The sequence below is a fragment of the Nocardiopsis suaedae genome (genome assembly GCF_027706745.1).
Lineage (GTDB): Bacteria > Actinomycetota > Actinomycetes > Streptosporangiales > Streptosporangiaceae > Nocardiopsis_A > Nocardiopsis_A suaedae.
This window is the reverse complement of record NZ_JAQFWP010000005.1, coordinates 108815-125893: the sequence shown is the minus strand read 5'-3', so window position 1 is coordinate 125893 and position 17079 is coordinate 108815. Positions and strand designations below refer to the sequence as shown.

The 17079-nt window shown below is 71.9% G+C and carries 13 protein-coding genes; 10 read left to right on the top strand and 3 right to left on the bottom strand.

Annotated elements, in window-relative coordinates; genetic code table 11:
- The first annotated feature begins 261 nt into the window (after nucleotides 1–261).
- Genes O4U47_RS04600 through O4U47_RS04590 form a run of 3 tightly spaced genes read left to right on the top strand, consistent with a single transcriptional unit; the run spans nucleotide 262 to nucleotide 3635 of the window.
- Nucleotides 262–1659: an ABC transporter substrate-binding protein gene (locus O4U47_RS04600; RefSeq protein WP_270676260.1), complete on the top strand. Its 1398-nt coding sequence runs from the start codon at nucleotides 262–264 to the stop codon at nucleotides 1657–1659.
- A 24-nt stretch (nucleotides 1660–1683) separates the two neighbouring features.
- On the top strand, nucleotides 1684–2664 hold the full coding sequence (locus O4U47_RS04595) for a carbohydrate ABC transporter permease (protein WP_270676259.1): 981 nt from the start codon (nucleotides 1684–1686) through the stop codon (nucleotides 2662–2664).
- Nucleotides 2661–3635, top strand: coding sequence for a carbohydrate ABC transporter permease (locus O4U47_RS04590; RefSeq protein ID WP_270676258.1), 975 nt, complete (start codon nucleotides 2661–2663; stop codon nucleotides 3633–3635). Before O4U47_RS04595 ends, O4U47_RS04590 begins: the two co-directional genes overlap by 4 nt.
- Nucleotides 3636–3665: 30 nt before the next feature.
- On the opposite strand, the gene O4U47_RS04585 is transcribed toward O4U47_RS04590, so the two are convergent.
- Nucleotides 3666–4328 (bottom strand): response regulator, encoded by a 663-nt coding sequence (locus O4U47_RS04585; protein ID WP_270676257.1) that lies wholly within the window; start codon nucleotides 4326–4328, stop codon nucleotides 3666–3668.
- Nucleotides 4325–5593, bottom strand: coding sequence for a sensor histidine kinase (locus tag O4U47_RS04580; protein WP_270676256.1), 1269 nt, complete (start codon nucleotides 5591–5593; stop codon nucleotides 4325–4327). Before O4U47_RS04580 ends, O4U47_RS04585 begins: the two co-directional genes overlap by 4 nt.
- Nucleotides 5594–5727: 134 nt before the next feature.
- On the opposite strand from O4U47_RS04580, the gene O4U47_RS04575 reads away from it, so the two are divergent.
- The 4 genes from O4U47_RS04575 to O4U47_RS04560 all read left to right on the top strand — a co-directional run bounded on the left by O4U47_RS04575 (nucleotide 5728) and on the right by O4U47_RS04560 (nucleotide 8069).
- Nucleotides 5728–6054 carry an SHOCT domain-containing protein gene (locus tag O4U47_RS04575; protein ID WP_270676255.1) on the top strand — a complete coding sequence of 109 codons (327 nt, stop codon included), beginning with the start codon at nucleotides 5728–5730 and terminating at the stop codon, nucleotides 6052–6054.
- Nucleotides 6051–6602 carry a hypothetical protein gene (locus O4U47_RS04570; RefSeq protein ID WP_270676254.1) on the top strand — a complete coding sequence of 184 codons (552 nt, stop codon included), beginning with the start codon at nucleotides 6051–6053 and terminating at the stop codon, nucleotides 6600–6602. The genes O4U47_RS04575 and O4U47_RS04570 overlap by 4 nt, the downstream gene beginning before the upstream one ends.
- A gap of 319 nt (nucleotides 6603–6921) precedes the next feature.
- Complete coding sequence (locus O4U47_RS04565; protein WP_270676253.1) at nucleotides 6922–7464, top strand: sigma-70 family RNA polymerase sigma factor; 543 nt, start codon at nucleotides 6922–6924, stop codon at nucleotides 7462–7464.
- Nucleotides 7465–7529: 65 nt separating this feature from the next.
- Nucleotides 7530–8069 carry a hypothetical protein gene (locus O4U47_RS04560; protein WP_270676252.1) on the top strand — a complete coding sequence of 180 codons (540 nt, stop codon included), beginning with the start codon at nucleotides 7530–7532 and terminating at the stop codon, nucleotides 8067–8069.
- Nucleotides 8070–8097: 28 nt separating this feature from the next.
- Here the strand turns inward: O4U47_RS04560 and O4U47_RS04555 are convergent, their stop codons facing one another.
- Nucleotides 8098–9708, bottom strand: coding sequence for a hypothetical protein (locus tag O4U47_RS04555; RefSeq protein ID WP_270676251.1), 1611 nt, complete (start codon nucleotides 9706–9708; stop codon nucleotides 8098–8100).
- Between the two features lie 324 nt (nucleotides 9709–10032).
- On the opposite strand from O4U47_RS04555, the gene O4U47_RS04550 reads away from it, so the two are divergent.
- The 3 genes from O4U47_RS04550 to O4U47_RS04540 all read left to right on the top strand — a co-directional run bounded on the left by O4U47_RS04550 (nucleotide 10033) and on the right by O4U47_RS04540 (nucleotide 17053).
- Nucleotides 10033–15681, top strand: a complete 5649-nt coding sequence (locus O4U47_RS04550) for a hypothetical protein (RefSeq protein ID WP_270676250.1) — start codon at nucleotides 10033–10035, stop codon at nucleotides 15679–15681.
- Nucleotides 15682–15838: 157 nt separating this feature from the next.
- The gene (locus O4U47_RS04545) at nucleotides 15839–16282 is read left to right on the top strand and encodes a hypothetical protein (protein WP_270676249.1); all 444 of its coding nucleotides are present in this window, start codon (nucleotides 15839–15841) and stop codon (nucleotides 16280–16282) included.
- 318 nt (nucleotides 16283–16600) lie between these two features.
- Nucleotides 16601–17053, top strand: a complete 453-nt coding sequence (locus tag O4U47_RS04540; RefSeq protein ID WP_270676248.1) for a hypothetical protein — start codon at nucleotides 16601–16603, stop codon at nucleotides 17051–17053.
- Nucleotides 17054–17079 lie beyond the last annotated feature (26 nt).

Here is a 17079-nt window from a genome sequence, read left to right as displayed (position 1 = left end):
CGCGGCCGGGGCGGAGGAACCGCCGCACCTCCGTGCCCGCTGTCAACCGACGGCCGCCGCACCGTCTTCCCGCCCCGCGGGGAACAAGGCGGGATGATCCGACCAGAGTGACCTGAACCTCCCTCTTCCACCCCTTCTGACCTGCACCGTAACTGAACCGTTGCGGACAGGAGCCGCCCGCGCTCTGGACATCGGCGTCCGTGGCGACTTGGATCGGTGGTCCCCGGTCTATACCAGTTCCGGGCGTCCATGGAGGTGCTCATGGCCCCGTCCCCGACCCCGACGACGACGTCCCCGTCCGCACGGCGCGCGCCCCTGGCCGCCGCGCGGCGCCCCGCGCGGGCGGCCGGAGCCGCCCTGCTGCCCCTGGTCCTGCTGGCGTCCGGATGCGGCTACCTGGCCGGGGAGACGGGCGGCGGCGGGGCCGACCCCGGCTCCGCCGCCTGCGAGCCCTACGCCCAGTGGCAGGACATCGGCGGCAGCGTGGAGATGTACGGCCCCATCCGCGACGACGAGGCCGAGCGCCTCCGGCAGGCCTGGCAGGAGTTCAGCGACTGCACCGGCATCGCCATCGACTACGAGGGCAGCGGCGAGTTCGAGGCGCAGATCCAGGTCAAGGTGGACGGCGGCAACGCCCCGGACATCGCGATCTTCCCCCAGCCCGGTCTGCTCGCCCGGTTCGTCGAGTCCGGCGACGCGCTGCCGCTGCCCGACGGCGCCGCCGACCTGGCCCGGGAGGGCTGGACCGAGGACTGGCTCTCCTACGTGGAGCACGACGGCGAGCTGTACGCGACCCCGCAGGCCTCCAACGTCAAGTCGCTCGTCTGGTACTCGCCGACCGTCTTCGAGGAGAACGGCTACGAGGTGCCGCGGACCTGGGACGCGATGATCGACCTGTCGGACACGATGGCCGGCGACGGGCTCAAGCCCTGGTGCGCCGGGATCGAGTCGGGCGAGGCCACCGGCTGGCCCGCCACCGACTGGCTGGAGAACGCGGTACTGCGCGAGCACGGCCCCGACGTCTACGACCAGTGGGTCGAGCACGAGATCCCGTTCGACGACCCCAAGATCGTGGAATCGCTGGAACGGGTCGACGGCATCCTGCGCAACCCCGACTACGTCAACGGCGGCCACGGCGGCGTCAAGTCCATCGCCACCACCTCCCAGCAGGACGCCGGGCTGCCGGTGAACGAGGGCGAGTGCGGCATGTACATGATGGGCTCGTTCTACGCCGCCAACTGGCCCGAGGACACCGACATCTCCGAGGGCGGCGACATCTACGCCTTCAACCTGCCCGCCATCGACGAGGAGGTCGGCACCCCGATCGTCGGCGGCGGCGAGTTCGCCGCGGCCTTCACCGACCGGCCCGAGGTCGTCGCCGTGCAGGAGTACCTGGCCACCGTCGGCTTCGCGGACAGCCGCGCCTCCCTGGGCCGCTGGTTCTCCGCGCACCGCGACGCCGATCTGGAGCTGCTGGAGAACCCCATCGACCGGCTCTCCGCCGAGCTGCTGCGCGACCCCGACGTGGTGTTCCGCTGGGACGGCGGCGACAACATGCCCGCCGCGGTCGGCTCGGGCACCTTCTGGCGCGGGATGACCGACTGGATCAACGGCAAGGGCACCGAGGAGACGCTCACCTACATCGAGGACTCCTGGTAGCGAGTGGAAGAGAGCGCCGGCGCGATGGGTTTCGACCTCCTCTCCGAGTTGCCCAAGCTGCTCTGGCTGGTCATCGGGGTCGCGGGCTTCCTGGCGGTCTTCGGCGTGCTGCTCCTCGCCGTGGACCGCGGCCCCCGCACCCGCCGGGAGTGGTGGCAGGCGGCCTGCTTCCTCGGCCCCGCGGCCCTGCTCCTGCTGGTCGGCCTGGTCTATCCGGTGGTGCGCACCACCGTCCTGTCCTTCATGGACGGGCCCGGGCAGGCGTGGGTGGGGCTGCGCAACTACGCGTGGATGTTCACCCGCCCCGAGATCCTGGTGGTGCTGCGCAACACCCTGCTGTGGGTGCTGGTCGCCCCGGCGCTGGCCACCGCCACCGGTCTGGTGTACGCGGTGCTGGTGGACCGCGCCCGCTACGAGTCGCTCGCCAAGTCGCTGCTGTTCATGCCGATGGCGATCTCCTTCGTCGGGGCGAGCATCATCTGGAAGTTCGTCTACGCGCACCGCCCGGCTGGATCCGACCAGATCGGGCTGCTCAACCAGGTCTGGACCCTGCTGGGCGGCGAACCCCGGCTGTGGCTGCTGGACCAGCCGCTGAACACGCTGCTGCTGATCGTCATCCTGATCTGGATCCAGGCCGGGTTCGCCATGGTCATCCTGTCCGCGGCGATCAAGGCGATCCCCACCGACATCATCGAGGCCGCCCGGATCGACGGGGTGTCGCCGCTGCAGCTGTTCTGGCGGGTCACCCTCCCGATGATCTGGCCGACGGTGGCGGTCGTGCTGATCACCATCTCGGTGCAGACGCTGAAGGTGTTCGACATCGTCCGCACCGTCACCGGCGGCCAGTTCTCCACCTCGGTCATCGCCAACGAGATGTACAACCAGGCGTTCCGCTACGGCGAGCTGGGGCAGGGCTCGGCGCTGGCGGTGTTCCTGTTCGTGCTGGTGGTCCCGCTCGTGCTGATCCAGATCCGCAGCACCCGGCGCTCCAGGGAGGCCCAGTGACCCCGAACCGCACGGACCCCGGCGGCCGCGCCCCGGACCGGAGCTCCCCGGACCGGCGCGGCCCCGCCCAGGCCGCCCGGGTGCGCGCCCGCCTGTCCGGCGCGGCCGGCAGCGCGGCGGCGATCGCCATCGCGGTGCTGTGGACGCTGCCCACCGCCGGGCTGCTCATCTCCTCGTTCCGGCCCGAGGAGCAGATCAAGACCACCGGCTGGTGGACCGTCCCGTTCGACCCCGAGTTCACCCTGCGCAACTATGCCGACGTGCTCTTCGGCAGCTCCAGCGACGGGCGCCTGGCCAGCTACTTCATCAACTCCTTCACCATCGCGGTGCCGACGATGGTGTTCGTGGTGCTGCTGGCGGCGATGGCCGCCTACGCCCTGGCGTGGATGCGCTTCCCGGGCCGGGACTGGCTGTTCATCGGCGTGTTCGCGCTGCAGATCGTGCCGCTGCAGATGTCGCTGGTGCCGCTGCTGCGCCTGTTCTCCGACGGGGTGGCGATCGGCACCGCCACCGTGCTGCCGCCGCTGGACCTGCCCGGCGCCTTCCAGTTCACCAACGTGTGGATCGCGCACACCATGTTCGGGCTGCCCCTGGGCATCTTCCTGATGCACAACTTCATCTCGCGGCTGCCCTCCAGCATCATCGAGGCCGCGCGCGCCGACGGCGCCGGGCACGGGACCGTCTTCCGGCGCATCGTGCTCCCGCTGACCGTGCCGGCGCTGGTGTCGCTGGCCATCTTCCAGTTCCTGTGGGTGTGGAACGACCTGCTGGTGGCGCTGATCTTCGCGGGCGGCAGCATCGAGGTGGCGCCGCTGACGGTGCGCCTGGCCGAACTGGCCGGGACCCGCGGCAACGAGTGGCAGCGGCTCACGGCGGGGGCGTTCGTGTCGATGGTGGTCCCGCTGCTGGTGTTCTTCTCGCTGCAGCGGTACTTCGCCCGGGGCCTGCTGGCCGGGAGCATGAAGGGCTGAGGCCGGGCGCCGCCGACGGGCGGGCCCGGCTCAGCGCACCAGGCCCGAGCGGTAGGCGATCACCACGAGCTGGGCCCGGTCGCGCGCGTGCAGTTTGACCATGGCGCGGCTGACGTGGGTGCGGGCGGTGGCCGGGCTGACGAACAGCCGCTCGGCGATCTCCCCGTTGCTCAGCCCCTCCCCCACCAGGGCGAGCACCTCCCGCTCCCGCTCGGTCAGGCCGCTCAGGTCGGGGCGCGGCCCCTCCCCCGAGGGGGAGCTGGAGGCGAAGGCGGAGATCACCCGGCGGGTGACCGAGGGCGACAGCAGCGACTCCCCCTCGGAGGCCAGCCGGATCGCCCGCAGCAGCTCCTCGGGAGGGCTGTCCTTGATCAGGAACCCCGCGGCGCCGGAGCGCAGCGCCTCGAAGACGTACTCGTCCAGCTCGAAGGTGGTCAGCACCACCACGCGGGTGCCGGACAGCTCCGGGTCGGCGGTGATCTCCTTGAGCGCCCGGATGCCGTCCACGTCGGGCATGCGCACGTCCATCAGCAGCACGTCGGGGCGCACCCGGCGGGCCAGCTCGACCGCCTCCCGGCCGTCGGCGGCCTCTCCGGCGACCTCCAGGCCGTCCTCCTCCTCGATGAGCACGCGCAGTCCCATGCGCACCAGCGCCTGGTCATCGGCCAGGACCACCCGCACCGTGCCGCTCACCGGCCGCTCCGCGGTGCGCCCAGGGGCAGCCGGGCGCGGACGGCGAACCCGCCGTCCGGGCGGGGACCGGCGTGCAGGTTGCCGCCGACGGCCCGCGCGCGCTCGCGCATCCCGGCGATGCCGCTGCCCTCGCGTGGGCCCGGCCCCGCGATGCGCGGCCCGTCGTCCTCGATCTCCACCGCGACCTCCCCGCGCTCGTAGACGATCCGCACCGACGCCGACGCCCCCGGGGCGTGCCGCGCCACGTTGGTCAGCGCCTCCTGCACGATCCTGTAGGCGGCGTGGTCCACGGCCGCCGGAGGCACCGCCTGCTGCCCTTCAGTGTGCACCTCCACGGAGACACCGGCCGACCCCATCCCGGCGGCGAGCTCGCCGACCCGGTCGAGCCCGGGCAGCGGCGCCCGGTCCCCGCCGTCCCCGGCCGCGCCCTCCCGGAACACCGCGAGGGTGCCGCGCAGCTCCTCCAAGGCGTCCTTGCTGGTGCGGCGGATCGCGTCCAGCGACTCGCGGGTCCGGTCGGGGCGCTTGTCCAGCACGTGCATGGCGACCCCGGCCTGCATGTTGATCACCGACAGGCTGTGGCCGACGACGTCGTGCACCTCGCGGGCGATGCGCAGCCGCTCCTCGTACGCCGACCGGCGCAGCGCCTGGTCGTGCTCGCGGCGGCGGCTCTCCCGGCGGCCCCGCATGGTCGCGCCCAGCGCGGCGGCCGCGACCATCATCGCCAGGTAGGGGATGAACAGCAGGTAGGTGCCGGTCTGCAGCAGCCCCAGGTACGGCTCGTCGAGGCGGACGGCGAGCAGCACCGGCAGCCCGGCCGCGGTCCAGGGCAGCCACTCGCGCACGGCCATGCGCGAGGCCATGGTGTACAGGTTGACCAGCATTCCGGCGAGGATCGGGCCGTGGAATCCGGCCGCCCCCACGAAGACCGCGGTGGCCACCGCGGAAGCGGTGAACGCCGATCGGGGCCAGACCCTGCGCAGCATGAGGCAGGCGGCGGCCACGGCCACGCACACCAGCGGCAGCACGGGCAGGTCCAGGTCGGCGGCCGACGGCGGCGGCCCCGGTTCAGGGCCGAAGCCGTCCGGCGGGCCGTACGGACCGCCGTCGCGGGGCCCACGCCCCCAGGGGGCGCCGACGGTCTTGGCGACCAGCGCCATCGTCCCGGCCACCGCGAGCAGCAGCCCCAGGGGGACGTCGAGGGCCAGCTTGCGCCCGGCCCCGGGGCCGAATGCGGCGCGGAGGCGTTCGAGGAAGGGCTTCACACAGGCGACGTTAGTCCGCGCCGGTCCCCGCGGGCATCGGCCGCCGTGCGTAGAGCGCGTCGTCCCGGCTGCGTAGTCGCGATGACGCGTCCGGGGCGACGACCGCGACGCGCGCGCAGGGGGAGCGTGGGGCCATGAACACGATCACCTTCGTTTCGGCCGCTGCGGCGGCCCACGGCCCGCCCTGGGCGGGGTCGCCGCCCCCGTTCGTCCCGTTCTTTGGAGTCGCCATGTTCCTCCTGCTTCTGCTGCTGACCGCGCTCGCCGTCTTCCTGCTGATGCGCGCCAAGGGCCACCGCCCGCCGTGGGCCCACACCGCCCCCGAGCCGCCCGAGACCGCCGCCCGCCGGGTGCTGGCCGAGCGGTTCGCCAAGGGGGACATCAACGTCGAGGAGTTCATGGAGCGCGCGAGCGCCCTGAACTGGAACCCGGGCCAGGACCCGAAGAAGGGGCGGGCGTGACCGCCCGGACGACCGCCGTCCGGCCGTCGGGCGCCGTGCGCGCCCGGCGGCTGCCGCCCGGGGGGCGCAAGGCGGCGGTCAGCCTGCACGTGATCACCTCCGTGGGGTGGCTCGGGGTGCACGGGAGCATGCTCGCGCTGGCGGCCGCGGCCGCCGCCGACCCGGAGGCCCGCGCCGGGGCGCTGGGCGCGGCCGGGCTGCTGTCGGGGCTGCTGGTGCTCCCGCTGAGCCTGACGGCGGCCGGCACCGGCCTGCTGCTGGCGCTGGGGACGCCCTGGGGGCTGTTCCGGCACACGTGGGTGGCGGCCAAGCTGGTGCTGACGCTGCTCCTGGTGGCGGGCTCCAACCTGAGCATCGGGCCGATGGTCCGCGAGCTGGCCGCCGACCCGGCCGCGGCGGGCGGGGCCGGGATGGTGCGGGCGCTCGGGGCGCTGTCGGTGTCGTTCACCGTCCTGCTGGCGACGGTGCTGCTGTCGACGGTGAAGCCGTTCGGGCGCCTCCGGCTCGCCCTACCGGGGCGTGCGGCCCCGTCGGCCGACCGCGGATGATTCAGGATTCAACCAGCTCAGCGCGCGTCGCGGCGACGGCACGGCCCGGACGGCGGCCGGACCCGGCCGCCGCGCATGTGATGTCGGTCACCCGGCAATGGTGAGAGGGCGCCGGGCGACCTTCGCGTACGCGCGCTTTGCGCAGCTCAGGACCATCGGCCCCGCACGCCCCGTTTCCCTCCCGCGTCCCTTTCGATGCACAACGCACACAGAACGGCGTGCGGTTCCGGCGCCGGGGATGTCTAGGGTCGCTGTATCGGATCGCGGCCGCCGGCGCCCGCCCGGCCCCTCCTCTCACGCCCAGTGGAGCCTCCCCGCCATGACCGCACTCCGCGACGCCTCCGAAGCGGACCCGGCGAGGTTCATCGAGATGTACACGACGCATTTCGGGGACCTCGTCGTCTTCCTGATGGCCCGTACCGACGTCGGCCGCCACGGCGCCGAGGACCTCGCCCAAGAGGTCATGCTGCGCGCCTGGCGGTTCCTGCCCCGGCTCGTCGGCGAGGCCGAGGAGCTCGGCCCGTGGCTGCGCACGGTCGCGCGCCGGGTCGCCATCGACGCCGACCGGGCCCGCCGCGCCCGCCCCGACGAGATCTCCTACGGCACCGACCGCGGCCCGGTGGAGGACGCCGCGGTCACCGACGACGAGACCGACCGCGTCGTCGAGCGGATGGCCCTGCGCCGCCCGGTCCAGCGGCTGGCCGCCAAGCACCGGCGCGCCGTCGAGCTGGTCTACCTGCAGGACAAGGAGATGAAGGCCGCCGCGCACGAGCTGGGCGTCCCGGTGGGCACGGTGAAGTCCCGCTGCCACTACGCCCTGCGCACCCTGCGCGCCGACGGGGAGCTCGCGGCGGCCTGCTGACCGCCTCCGTACGGCGTCCGGGGCCCAGGGCACAGGGCCGCGCCGCCCCCGCTAGAGTCGCGCCCATGGCACGGAAAGGTCGACCGAAGGACCCCTCGCCGGGCGGGACGTTCCTGATCCTCCTCATCTCACTGGCGGTGCTGGGCGTGCTCGTGCCCGCCCTCCCCGCCGGGGCGCAGCACTTCTGGGAGCACTTCCGGGGCACCTCCACCGGGATACCGGGCACGCTGGAGCTCAGTGGCGAGAGCGGCTACAGCAGGCCCCACAAGCCCGGCGCGGAACCGGGCGACGGCCCCTGCAAGGGCACCTTCACCACCGATGAGGGAGAGGTCTACAAGCGCGTCCACGCGGCCGTGCCCGACGACTGCGAAGCGGGCGCCGTGTACGAGGACGCCCGCCTGGTCCCGAAGAACCCGAGCGCGTGGATCAACGACGACAAGGACGTCGCCCAGGTCGAAGGCGGAGGCGGGTGGGGAGCGCCGTTCACCGCGCTGCTGATCGGCACCGCCCTCGTCGTCGTCGCCGGGCTCAGCGCCTTCGGCTGCACCCTGATGATCCGCGACGAGCTGCGCCGGGGCTCGTCCCGGCCCGCCCGCCGCCGCTGAGCGTCCGCCGCGCGAGGGCGGACCGGCCTCAGGTCGCCGCCGGGTGGCGCAGCGCCACCCGCAGCCCGATCGCGCCGGTGTCCAGGTAGCCGTCCTCCCCCGCGCTCCACTGCCAGCGCGCGGCGCGCGAGGAGCCCAGGGCCACGACGAGCGTGTTCGACGGCAGGGTGCGCACGGCCTCCTCCTCGTCGGGGTCGAGCGGGCGGTAGACCAGCACGGCGTGGCGGCGGTCGGGGTCGCGTGGGCCGGTGATCGGGTCGCCGCCGCTGCCCGGGGTGTCGGGAACGGTCCGCTCGGCGGGCGGCAGCACGTCCTGCAGCCGCTGCCCGTCCTCCACCTCGGTGACCCGCAGCCCGCGGTGGCGCAGGCCGTCGGCGACCACGTCGACGGCGTCCTCGGCCACCAGGCGGTGGCCCGCGATCGCGAGCATCCCGTCCAGCCAGGTGAAGTCGATGAACACCTGCTCACCGCCGTCCTCGTCGGGGGTCAGGCCCAGGCCCACCAGGGTGCCCAGGGCCGAGGAGAGGCCGGTGGCGGTGTGCGTCATGGTGTTGAACTTGACCGCCTGGGTGGCCGACCTGCTCTTCACGTACTGCCAGGTGGTCGCGTCGAGCACCTTCCACGACGACACCGGCGGGGTCGCGTTGGCGGGGACGACGGCCTTGACGGTCTCCCCCGCGGTGAGGACCGCCACCGGCCGGGCGGGGACCTCCGCGGGCGCGTTCACCAGCTCCACCAGGGCCAGCCCGGCGCGGCGGGAGGAGCCGCGGTCGGCCTCGATCCGGTCGGTCACCTCGTCGCGCAGGCGGCGACGGCGGCGGGTGCGCACGAACCGGGGCGGACGCGGCTTGCGCCACGGCAGCGCCGCGATCTTGCGGAAGGGCCACGCCACGGCGGTGAAGATGGGCTTCCAGAACAGGGCGATGACGGTGAGCACGATCAGGATGCCCAGGCCGCCCGCGAGCATCATGGGGTCCAGGTCGCCCATCCGGTCGCGCAGGCCCTTGGGCTCGTCGGCGGCGGCCGACTGCGAGGCCGTCGGCGAGGGGGACTCGGCGGGGATGGGCGCGGCCGACGGCGGCACCGGGGGCGAGGGCGGCGGTCCGCCCTGGGCGGCGGCCTGGTCGGCGGCGATGATGCACAGCGGGTCGGTGCCGGTCTGCACGCCCTGGCCCTCGGCGTCGTAGGGCAGGACCAGGTTCCAGCCGGGGCGGATGGAGCCGCTCTGGTCCAGCGCCCACCCGTCGGACTGGGGCCGGCCGGAGTTGAGCTGCTCGATGTCGGAGCTGCGGCGCTCATCGCCGAGCAGGTCCTCGGCCAGGCCGAACAGGCCCCGGGTCTCATCGGCCGGGACCTCGTAGTACTTGACCTCCCGGCACATGCTGTAGTCGGGCTGGACCGGCTGCGGCTGCTGCACCGGTTCGGGTTCGGGTTCGGGCTCCGGCTCGGGCTCCTGGCTCGGCTCCGGCTCGGGGTCGGCGGTCTCCTCCGGGGGCGGAGCCTGGCCGCTGGCCGACGGCTGGGGGTCGGCCAGAGCGGGCGGTGCGGCGGCGACCGGCACGGCGAGCCCCGCGAGCACGGCACCGACCAGCGCGGTGGCGCCGATTCCCGCCTGAAGTGCCGTCCGCGTCCCGCTCACTCGCCGCTCCCGAATTGCCCGGATTCCTGGTCACCGCCCCGACGGGGGCCGGTTGGGGGTCCAGGACAGGGTACGGAAACCCGGCGTCCGGGGTTCACCCGGGCGCCGGGGGCGGCGGTGACGCAAACCCCACCCGGCGCGCACGGAACGCACCGGCGCCGCGGCGCGTCGAAAACCGCTGCGCGGGCGCGGATCCCGCCCGAACCCGGGTGAACCCGGCGCGGCGCGCGTCCGTACATGCGCAGTGAACCCCCCGCCCGAGGGACGGGGCACGGCCGGCCCGGCGGCCGCCCCGACCGACCAGGAGAAGGAGAGCCAGGCGACGTGAGCAGGCAGGAGCGGAACGACCTGGACTGGACCGTCCTCGGCAGGACGAGCGACCCGGTCCCGTGGACGACGTCGGACCCCGACAACCTTCAGGAGCACTTCTCCAAGCTCGCCACCGCCTGCAGCACGGCCGCCGACGACATCCGGGACCTCAAGAACGAGGACGCCGGTGAGGGCGAGGCCATGGACGCCCTCCGGGACCTCATCGGGAAGCTCCCCGACTACCTCGAGGACGCGGAGGACTCGTACCGCAAGGCGTCCGAGGCCTACCAGATCTGGTCGGACGGGTTGAAGACCGCGCGCACCGATAGCGCGTCGGTACGTGAGGACGCCGCGACCGCCTACAACGGCATGTCCGAGGAAGAGCGGGAGGAGGACTGGGACGACAAGAAGGAGCAGTTCGTCGGGCGCCTCGAATCGGTCGAGTCCGCCATGGAGCAGGCCGCCGAGGACGCCCGGGACAAGCTCTCGGACGCCACCCGCAACGGGTGGGAGAAGCTGTGGGACGGCTGGAACGCGGTCGTGGAATGGATCGAGGAGAACCCGATCATCTACGCGGTCGCAATGGTGGTCCTGGGCATCGTCGCGATCTTCGTCCCGGTCGTCGGCGTCATCATCGGCCTCGCGGCCCTCCTGGTGAGCATCACCTCCCTGTCCCGCAAGGGCAAGCTCGGCTTCAACCTGGAGACCTTCGCGACCCTGGGCATGGACCTGCTGTCCGTCATCCCGGGTGTGCGCGTGCTCGCGTCGGCGGGCAAGCTCGGCAGGCCGCTCGCGAGCGCGGCCGGCAACCTCACCGCCCGGATGGGCACGGTCCGCAGCGCGATCACGGCCCCTGTGAGCCGCGCCGTGAACGGGTCCGGCTTGGGGCGGGTCATGAGCAACACGTTGACCTCGATCTCAGCGGGGACATTCCGCAACAGCCCGCGGCTCAGTCTCACCGCGGACATCGGCATCAGCGCCACGCGCGACGCCGCGTTCAGCGGTGCCTCGGATGTCGCCCTCCAGGTCGCGGGCAACATCTCCGACGGGGACGCGGCGTTCAGCGACATCGACATGACGAGCGTCGCCTTCAGCACCGCCAGCGGCGCGCCCGGCGGTATCGTCCAGGCCACCCACGACCACAACGGCTTCAGCGCGGCCATGGGCAACGGCGACCTGACCGGCACGCCGTCGACATCGGGCGACCTCGGGGGCGTCACCAGCGACTTCTCCGGTGACGGCGGGAGCATCGACACCGGCGACGGCACCTCCACGACCATCAGCGGCCCGTCCGGCGATTCCTCGCCCGACGTCCCCACCGGCGGCTCCACGGACGCTCCGACTTCGTCCTCCGGAACCCCGACGTCCGACGCCTCCTCGATGCCGGACTTCTCCTCCTCCGCAGATCCGGCGACCCCCTCGACGCCCGATGTGTCGGCGCCCGACGCCTCCTCCGCCCCGGACGCCTCGTCGCCTGATGTGTCGACGCCGGACGTCTCGGCACCTGACGTCTCCACGCCCGATGTGTCCGCTCCCGACATGTCCGGCACTGCCCCGGCCGGCGATGCCCCGTCGCCCGGTGCCGACGGCTCGCCTTCCACGAGTCCCACCGGCTCGGAGGGGCAGGCGCACCCCGCGCTCTCCAACGACTCCTTCCCCGACTCCCCCGCTCGGGAGTCCGCGGACCAGACCGCGAGCACGAACCTGAGCGACGGGTCGAACGTCTCCACCCACTTCGACGCGGACGGGAACGTCACCGGGACCGACCGGACCTCCGTCGCCGAGGACGGCAGCGGCGGACACCAGGTCTCCGCCGACCACTCCTCCGGCACGACCACCGTGCACACGCAGTCCCGGGGCGACACCTCCATCAACGCCCCGAACGAGGTGACCTCGACCACGGTCACCGACACCGGGGCCACCACGCACACCGGGCACGGGGACATCACCGTCGACACCTCCTCCCCCGACGGCCCCGATGTCCAGTACGACCATGCCCCGGGTCCGAACGGCGACGGCGGCTTCAGCACCGACCTGTCCCACCAGGGGCAGGCGGTGGTCGACAGCGGCCAGGGGCCGGCCACCACGGCCACCGCGACCGGCGACGGGTTCACCGTCACCCACGGGGACGGCGGGTCCGTGGAGGTCGGCTCCGACGGCGGCTCCGTCTCCCTCGACGGCGGTGACGCCCACCCGGCCGTCGGCAGGGACGGTTCGGACGGCTCGGTGACGGTCGACGCCGGTGACGCCCCGGTCAGCGCCACCCCCAAGCCGGGCGGCGGGAGCGAGATCGGCGGCGCGAACGGTCCCCGGGTCGATGTTCCGGCCGATGCGGACGCCCCGGTCACCGTCAGCGGCGGCGACGAGGGGACCACGGTCCTGCAGGCGGGCGGCGGGGCCACGGCGGCCCTCGGTGCGGCCGGCGCCGCCCACGCCACGTCCGTCCAGACGTCCGCCGGGGCCACCACGTCGGTCGGCCAGGGCGGCCACCGTGTCCAGTCGCCCGACGGCACGACGCACAACTACAACGCCGACAGCGGCGGGCTGACGGTCTCCAACGACAACGGCTCGGCGTCGGTGAACGAGGGGGGCGTGCGCGTCCAGCAGGACGCCTCCCTGCCCGGCCACACCACCGACCTGCAGATCCACACGACGCCCGAGGGGCCGCAGGGCAACGGCGTGGCCGCGGGGACCAGGATCGACCCGTCCGGGGACGGCGGCACGACCTACACCAACACCCAGTACGACGCGAACCACCAGCCGGTGCACACCAGCACCGCCACCGGCAACCCGGACGGCAGCGTCACCGCGGGCGCCACCACGGCCTCGCCCGACGGCACCGTGTCCCACCCGGACTTCACGCTGAACCCGGACGGGACGCTCAGCGTTCCGGACGGCCAGGGCGGCACGCACGAGTACGGCGCGGACGGCGCGCCGCAGCGGACCGTGCACTCTGACGGGTCGGTGAGCGTTCCCGACGGACAGGGCGGGGCCCTGCACTACGACTCCAGCGGGTACCCGACGCCGGAGACGCACCCCGCTCCGCCGTCGCTGGGCGCCGGGCCGGACGGCTCTCCGGTGTTCACCGCCCCTGACGGCACGGTGGTGCGCCCCGGCGACGGGGCCATGTCCCCCGACGGCTGGATCCTGCGCCCCACCGACGGCGGGGTGTCGCTGACGGCTCCGCCCAACCAGGCGGGCGACACGCTCACGGTCACCCACGGCGCGGACGGGTCGCTCACGATGGACTCGGGCGGCTTCCAGGCCCAGGCCGCGCCCGACGGGACGACCAGCGCGAGCACGCCCGACGGGCTGCAGGTGGGCCAGAACGACAACGGGCGGCACGCCAGCGACGACCACTACATCAGCACCGTCTCCCCCGACGGGCACGCCTCCACCCACGACGTGGCCTCCCCGGACGGGCGTCCGGTGGCCGAGCACGCCGACGGTCAGGGCACCGCGCACCTGCCGGACGGCAGCTCCGTACACGACGACGGCGGGCCCGGCCGGGTCGAGGTCCCCCCGGGACAGCGCGCCTCGCTCGACGCCGGAGACACGACGATCTCCGTCGCCGAGAGCGGGACGACCACGGTGCGGGGAGGCCCCCCGAACCAGGACGGCACCGCGCACTCCGGCGGCGACCCCTGGTCGGTGTCGGGAAGCCGGGACGGCACGGTCAACGGCCACACTCCGAACAGCGACATCACCTCCCATCCGGACGGCCGGGCGGAGTTCTCCAACGGCGGCTTCTCCGGCACGATCGACGGGAACGGCACGACCGTCACGGACAGGACGGACGGCATGGAGTACCGTCCGACGTCCGACGGCGTCGAGGTCTCCCACGGGGAGGACGGCGCGAGCGTCCACGTCGGCCAGGAGACGAGCGGTATCTCGGAACCGGGCGGGGACACCCCGCACAACGTGGCCTACGACGGCGACGGCCGCCCCACCACCGTGGAGATGCGCCCGAACGGCCCCACCTCCCTCGACGTGCACGCGGACGGGCACGTCGACGTCAACGGCCCTCAGGGCGAGACCACCCGGGTCGAGCCCGGTTCGTTCGAGACCACCGGTGACAGGAGCAACGTCGTCGCGGACGGGAACTCCACCCAGATCGAGAACACCCCGAAGGTCGGGGACGGGAGCTCCATCACCCACGGGGGCGAGGGCGACGGGGTCGTCAGCGTCGACCACAACGGGTACGAGCACACCTTCACCGGGGACGGTCCGGTCAGCCAGGCCCCGTCGGACGGGGCGTCGGGCAATGGACCCACCCGTCCCAGCCTGGAGCGCGACGGTATGGTCTCCACCGTGGAGCAGACGTACACGCTTCCCGGCGGCCAACGGGAGATCCCCGGCCCGTCCATGGGGCGGAACACGGACTCCAACGTCACCGAGGTGAGCCACGACGGCTTCTCCGCAACTCAGAGCGACGGGAGCAACGGCGGGCGGGACGTCACGGTCCGCACCAGCGAGGACGGCCCGGTCGTCACCCGACGGGACGACGGCAGCACCTCGGTCGAGGGCGACAACCTGCGGGTCGACCGCACGCAGAGCGGAGGCGACGAGTCGGGCTTGAGGGACCGTTCGCAGCAGACCCTGACAATCGACACGGCCGGCGACGGGTCCGGCCCCAGCGTCACCCGCGATGCCAATGGGAACATCACCGTCTCGGACGGGGACGGCCCGGTCCTCACCCAGCCGAAGGGCGAACGTCCCACGGCACCCGACGCCGGAAGCGACAATGTCCAGGTCCACCAGGACGGGAACCGGACCATCGTCGAGCACACGTCGCCGGAGACCGGGCAGCAGACCGTCATCGAGATCCGCTCTGATGGGCGAATCGACGTGACCAGCGGGGGCGACCATGTCTCGGTGAACCGGAACGGCACTCCGACGAGCACGTTCTCCGACGGCTCCGACCACACGACCACGGTCACGGAGAAGAACGACGGCAAGGTCGAGATCAGAGACCGGACGACCGTCAACGGGTCCACCCAGCACACACAGGTACAGGTGGACCGCACGAACTCCGTCTCCGTCCTGGACATCAAGCCCAAGAAGACGACCGAGTCCGAGGTGGCGGAGAGCTGGCGTATGGGGATCGACAGCGACGGCCAGGCCACGACCCTCAACAACCGCCCGTACGACGACCCGCCGGTCACGCTCACCCCGGACGGCAACCTGCAGCAGGGGGTAGCCGACCTGCCCAGGCACACCAGCACGGACCAGGACTGGGGCCAGATCCTCCGCGACATGCGGTTGGAAATGATCAAGGGGTTCGCCAACGGCAGCTTCGACATTGTCCAGAAGCTGGCGTACAGCTTCATCGCGGACGAGGATTTCGACGAGTCGAACCTCATCACCGCCGGCGCCCAGGTCTTCACCGCCGCCCCGCGGGGCATGGCCGAGTCCGTGCACGCCAATGATTCGGCACTTCCGGGCGGCCGATTCGGAGACCTCGCCACGGGCCAGTTCAACGAACTCGCCCACCAGCAGATGCGGAACAATCTGAAGGGGGCCGTCGAAGACCACTTCGGCCTTTCGGACAGCTCGCTCCAAGAGGGCATCGAAGAGGACGAGAAGAACGAGGACGAGGAGGGCTACGAGGTTCGCGTGGACGGCGACGAGGGGACGATCACCCCTGAGAACATGAAGGACTGATCGTTTGCCGAGGAACCTTATATCCAATTCATGCATTCTCGCATGGCTCTCCTTGATGGGGTTTTGGGGTTCCGGCCCGCTCATGGAGGATCCCCCGACATGGATGTACGCGGTCGCTCCCGATGGGGGCCTACTCCCACGCCCCCTCCCGTTCGGAGTGACCCTGATCCTGCTGTTCGCCCTGGCTGTAACGGGCCTTTTTGCAGCCGACCCGATGGTTCTCAAGCTGCGCACACGGTCCGCGATCACGTACCAGACCAAGGTCGACATCTACCAAGCATCGCGACGCGAATGGCGTATCCGAGAAAAGCTCGAGTACGCCAGAACACTGGGGTACACCAGCGAGAGGCGCTACCAAAAGATCCACACCTCCACCAGCACTTTCATGGACGACCTTGACGAGGGCCTGGTCAAGATTCGTAAGCAGAAGGTGCTGCACATGCAGCAGCTCAGGAACAGGTACTACCAGTACATCCGCGACCCCATCCGCAAACTCGACACCGAGAGCCGGAAGATCAACCGCTACCTGAAGAAGAACGGGATCGACCCCGCCTCCCCGGAACACTCCTGGAACCGCGAAAAGCGTCAACAACAGACATAAGGCGAGGGGAGCGGACAACCGGTTTGAACAAGGACAACGGCGCCTCGGTCCTCGCAATCAGGCCCCGAGACGTGAAGAACGAACAACGTTGCTAGGTACGCGTGGACGACGAAGAGGGAACAGTCTCGGCCGGACAGGAGGGCAAGTGATCCGACGATGCGCAGCCTGATCACCAACGGAAGCCTTATCCTGGCGGGCTCGTTCTACGTATTCTGGATCAGCATCATGGCAATGGACGCACCACCGGAATGGCTCGCCACGAAGGATGGATCCGGTGACGTGACGCTGAAAATGTTGCCACTCGTATCGTCGTTCGCGATGTCTCAGGTCGCCTTCATAGTGGGACTCGCCCTCGCCGACCCGATGCTCTTCAAACTGCGCAGCCGTTCCGCGATCGGCCACAAAGCCGAGGCCGATGCCTACCACGCGCTGCGCCGCGAGTGGCGGATCCGGGAGAAGCTGGAGTACGCCCACACACTCGGCTACGCGAGCGAGAGGAAGTACCGGAAGCTCCATGAGTTCACCAGCTCGATCAGGGACGACCTGGTCGACGGAGTCAAAAGGATCGACTCCACCAAGGTCATGCACATGCAGCAGCTCAGGAACAGGTACTACCAGTACATCCGCGACCCCATCCGCAAACTCGACACCGAGAGCCGGAAGATCGACCACTTCCTGAAGAAGAACGGGATCGACCCCGCCTCCCCGGAACACCCCTGGAACCGCGAAAAGCGCTACCAGGAGACCACCGACGGGCATTCGGACCGCTAACCGACCCGCTCCGGTAACGCGAACCA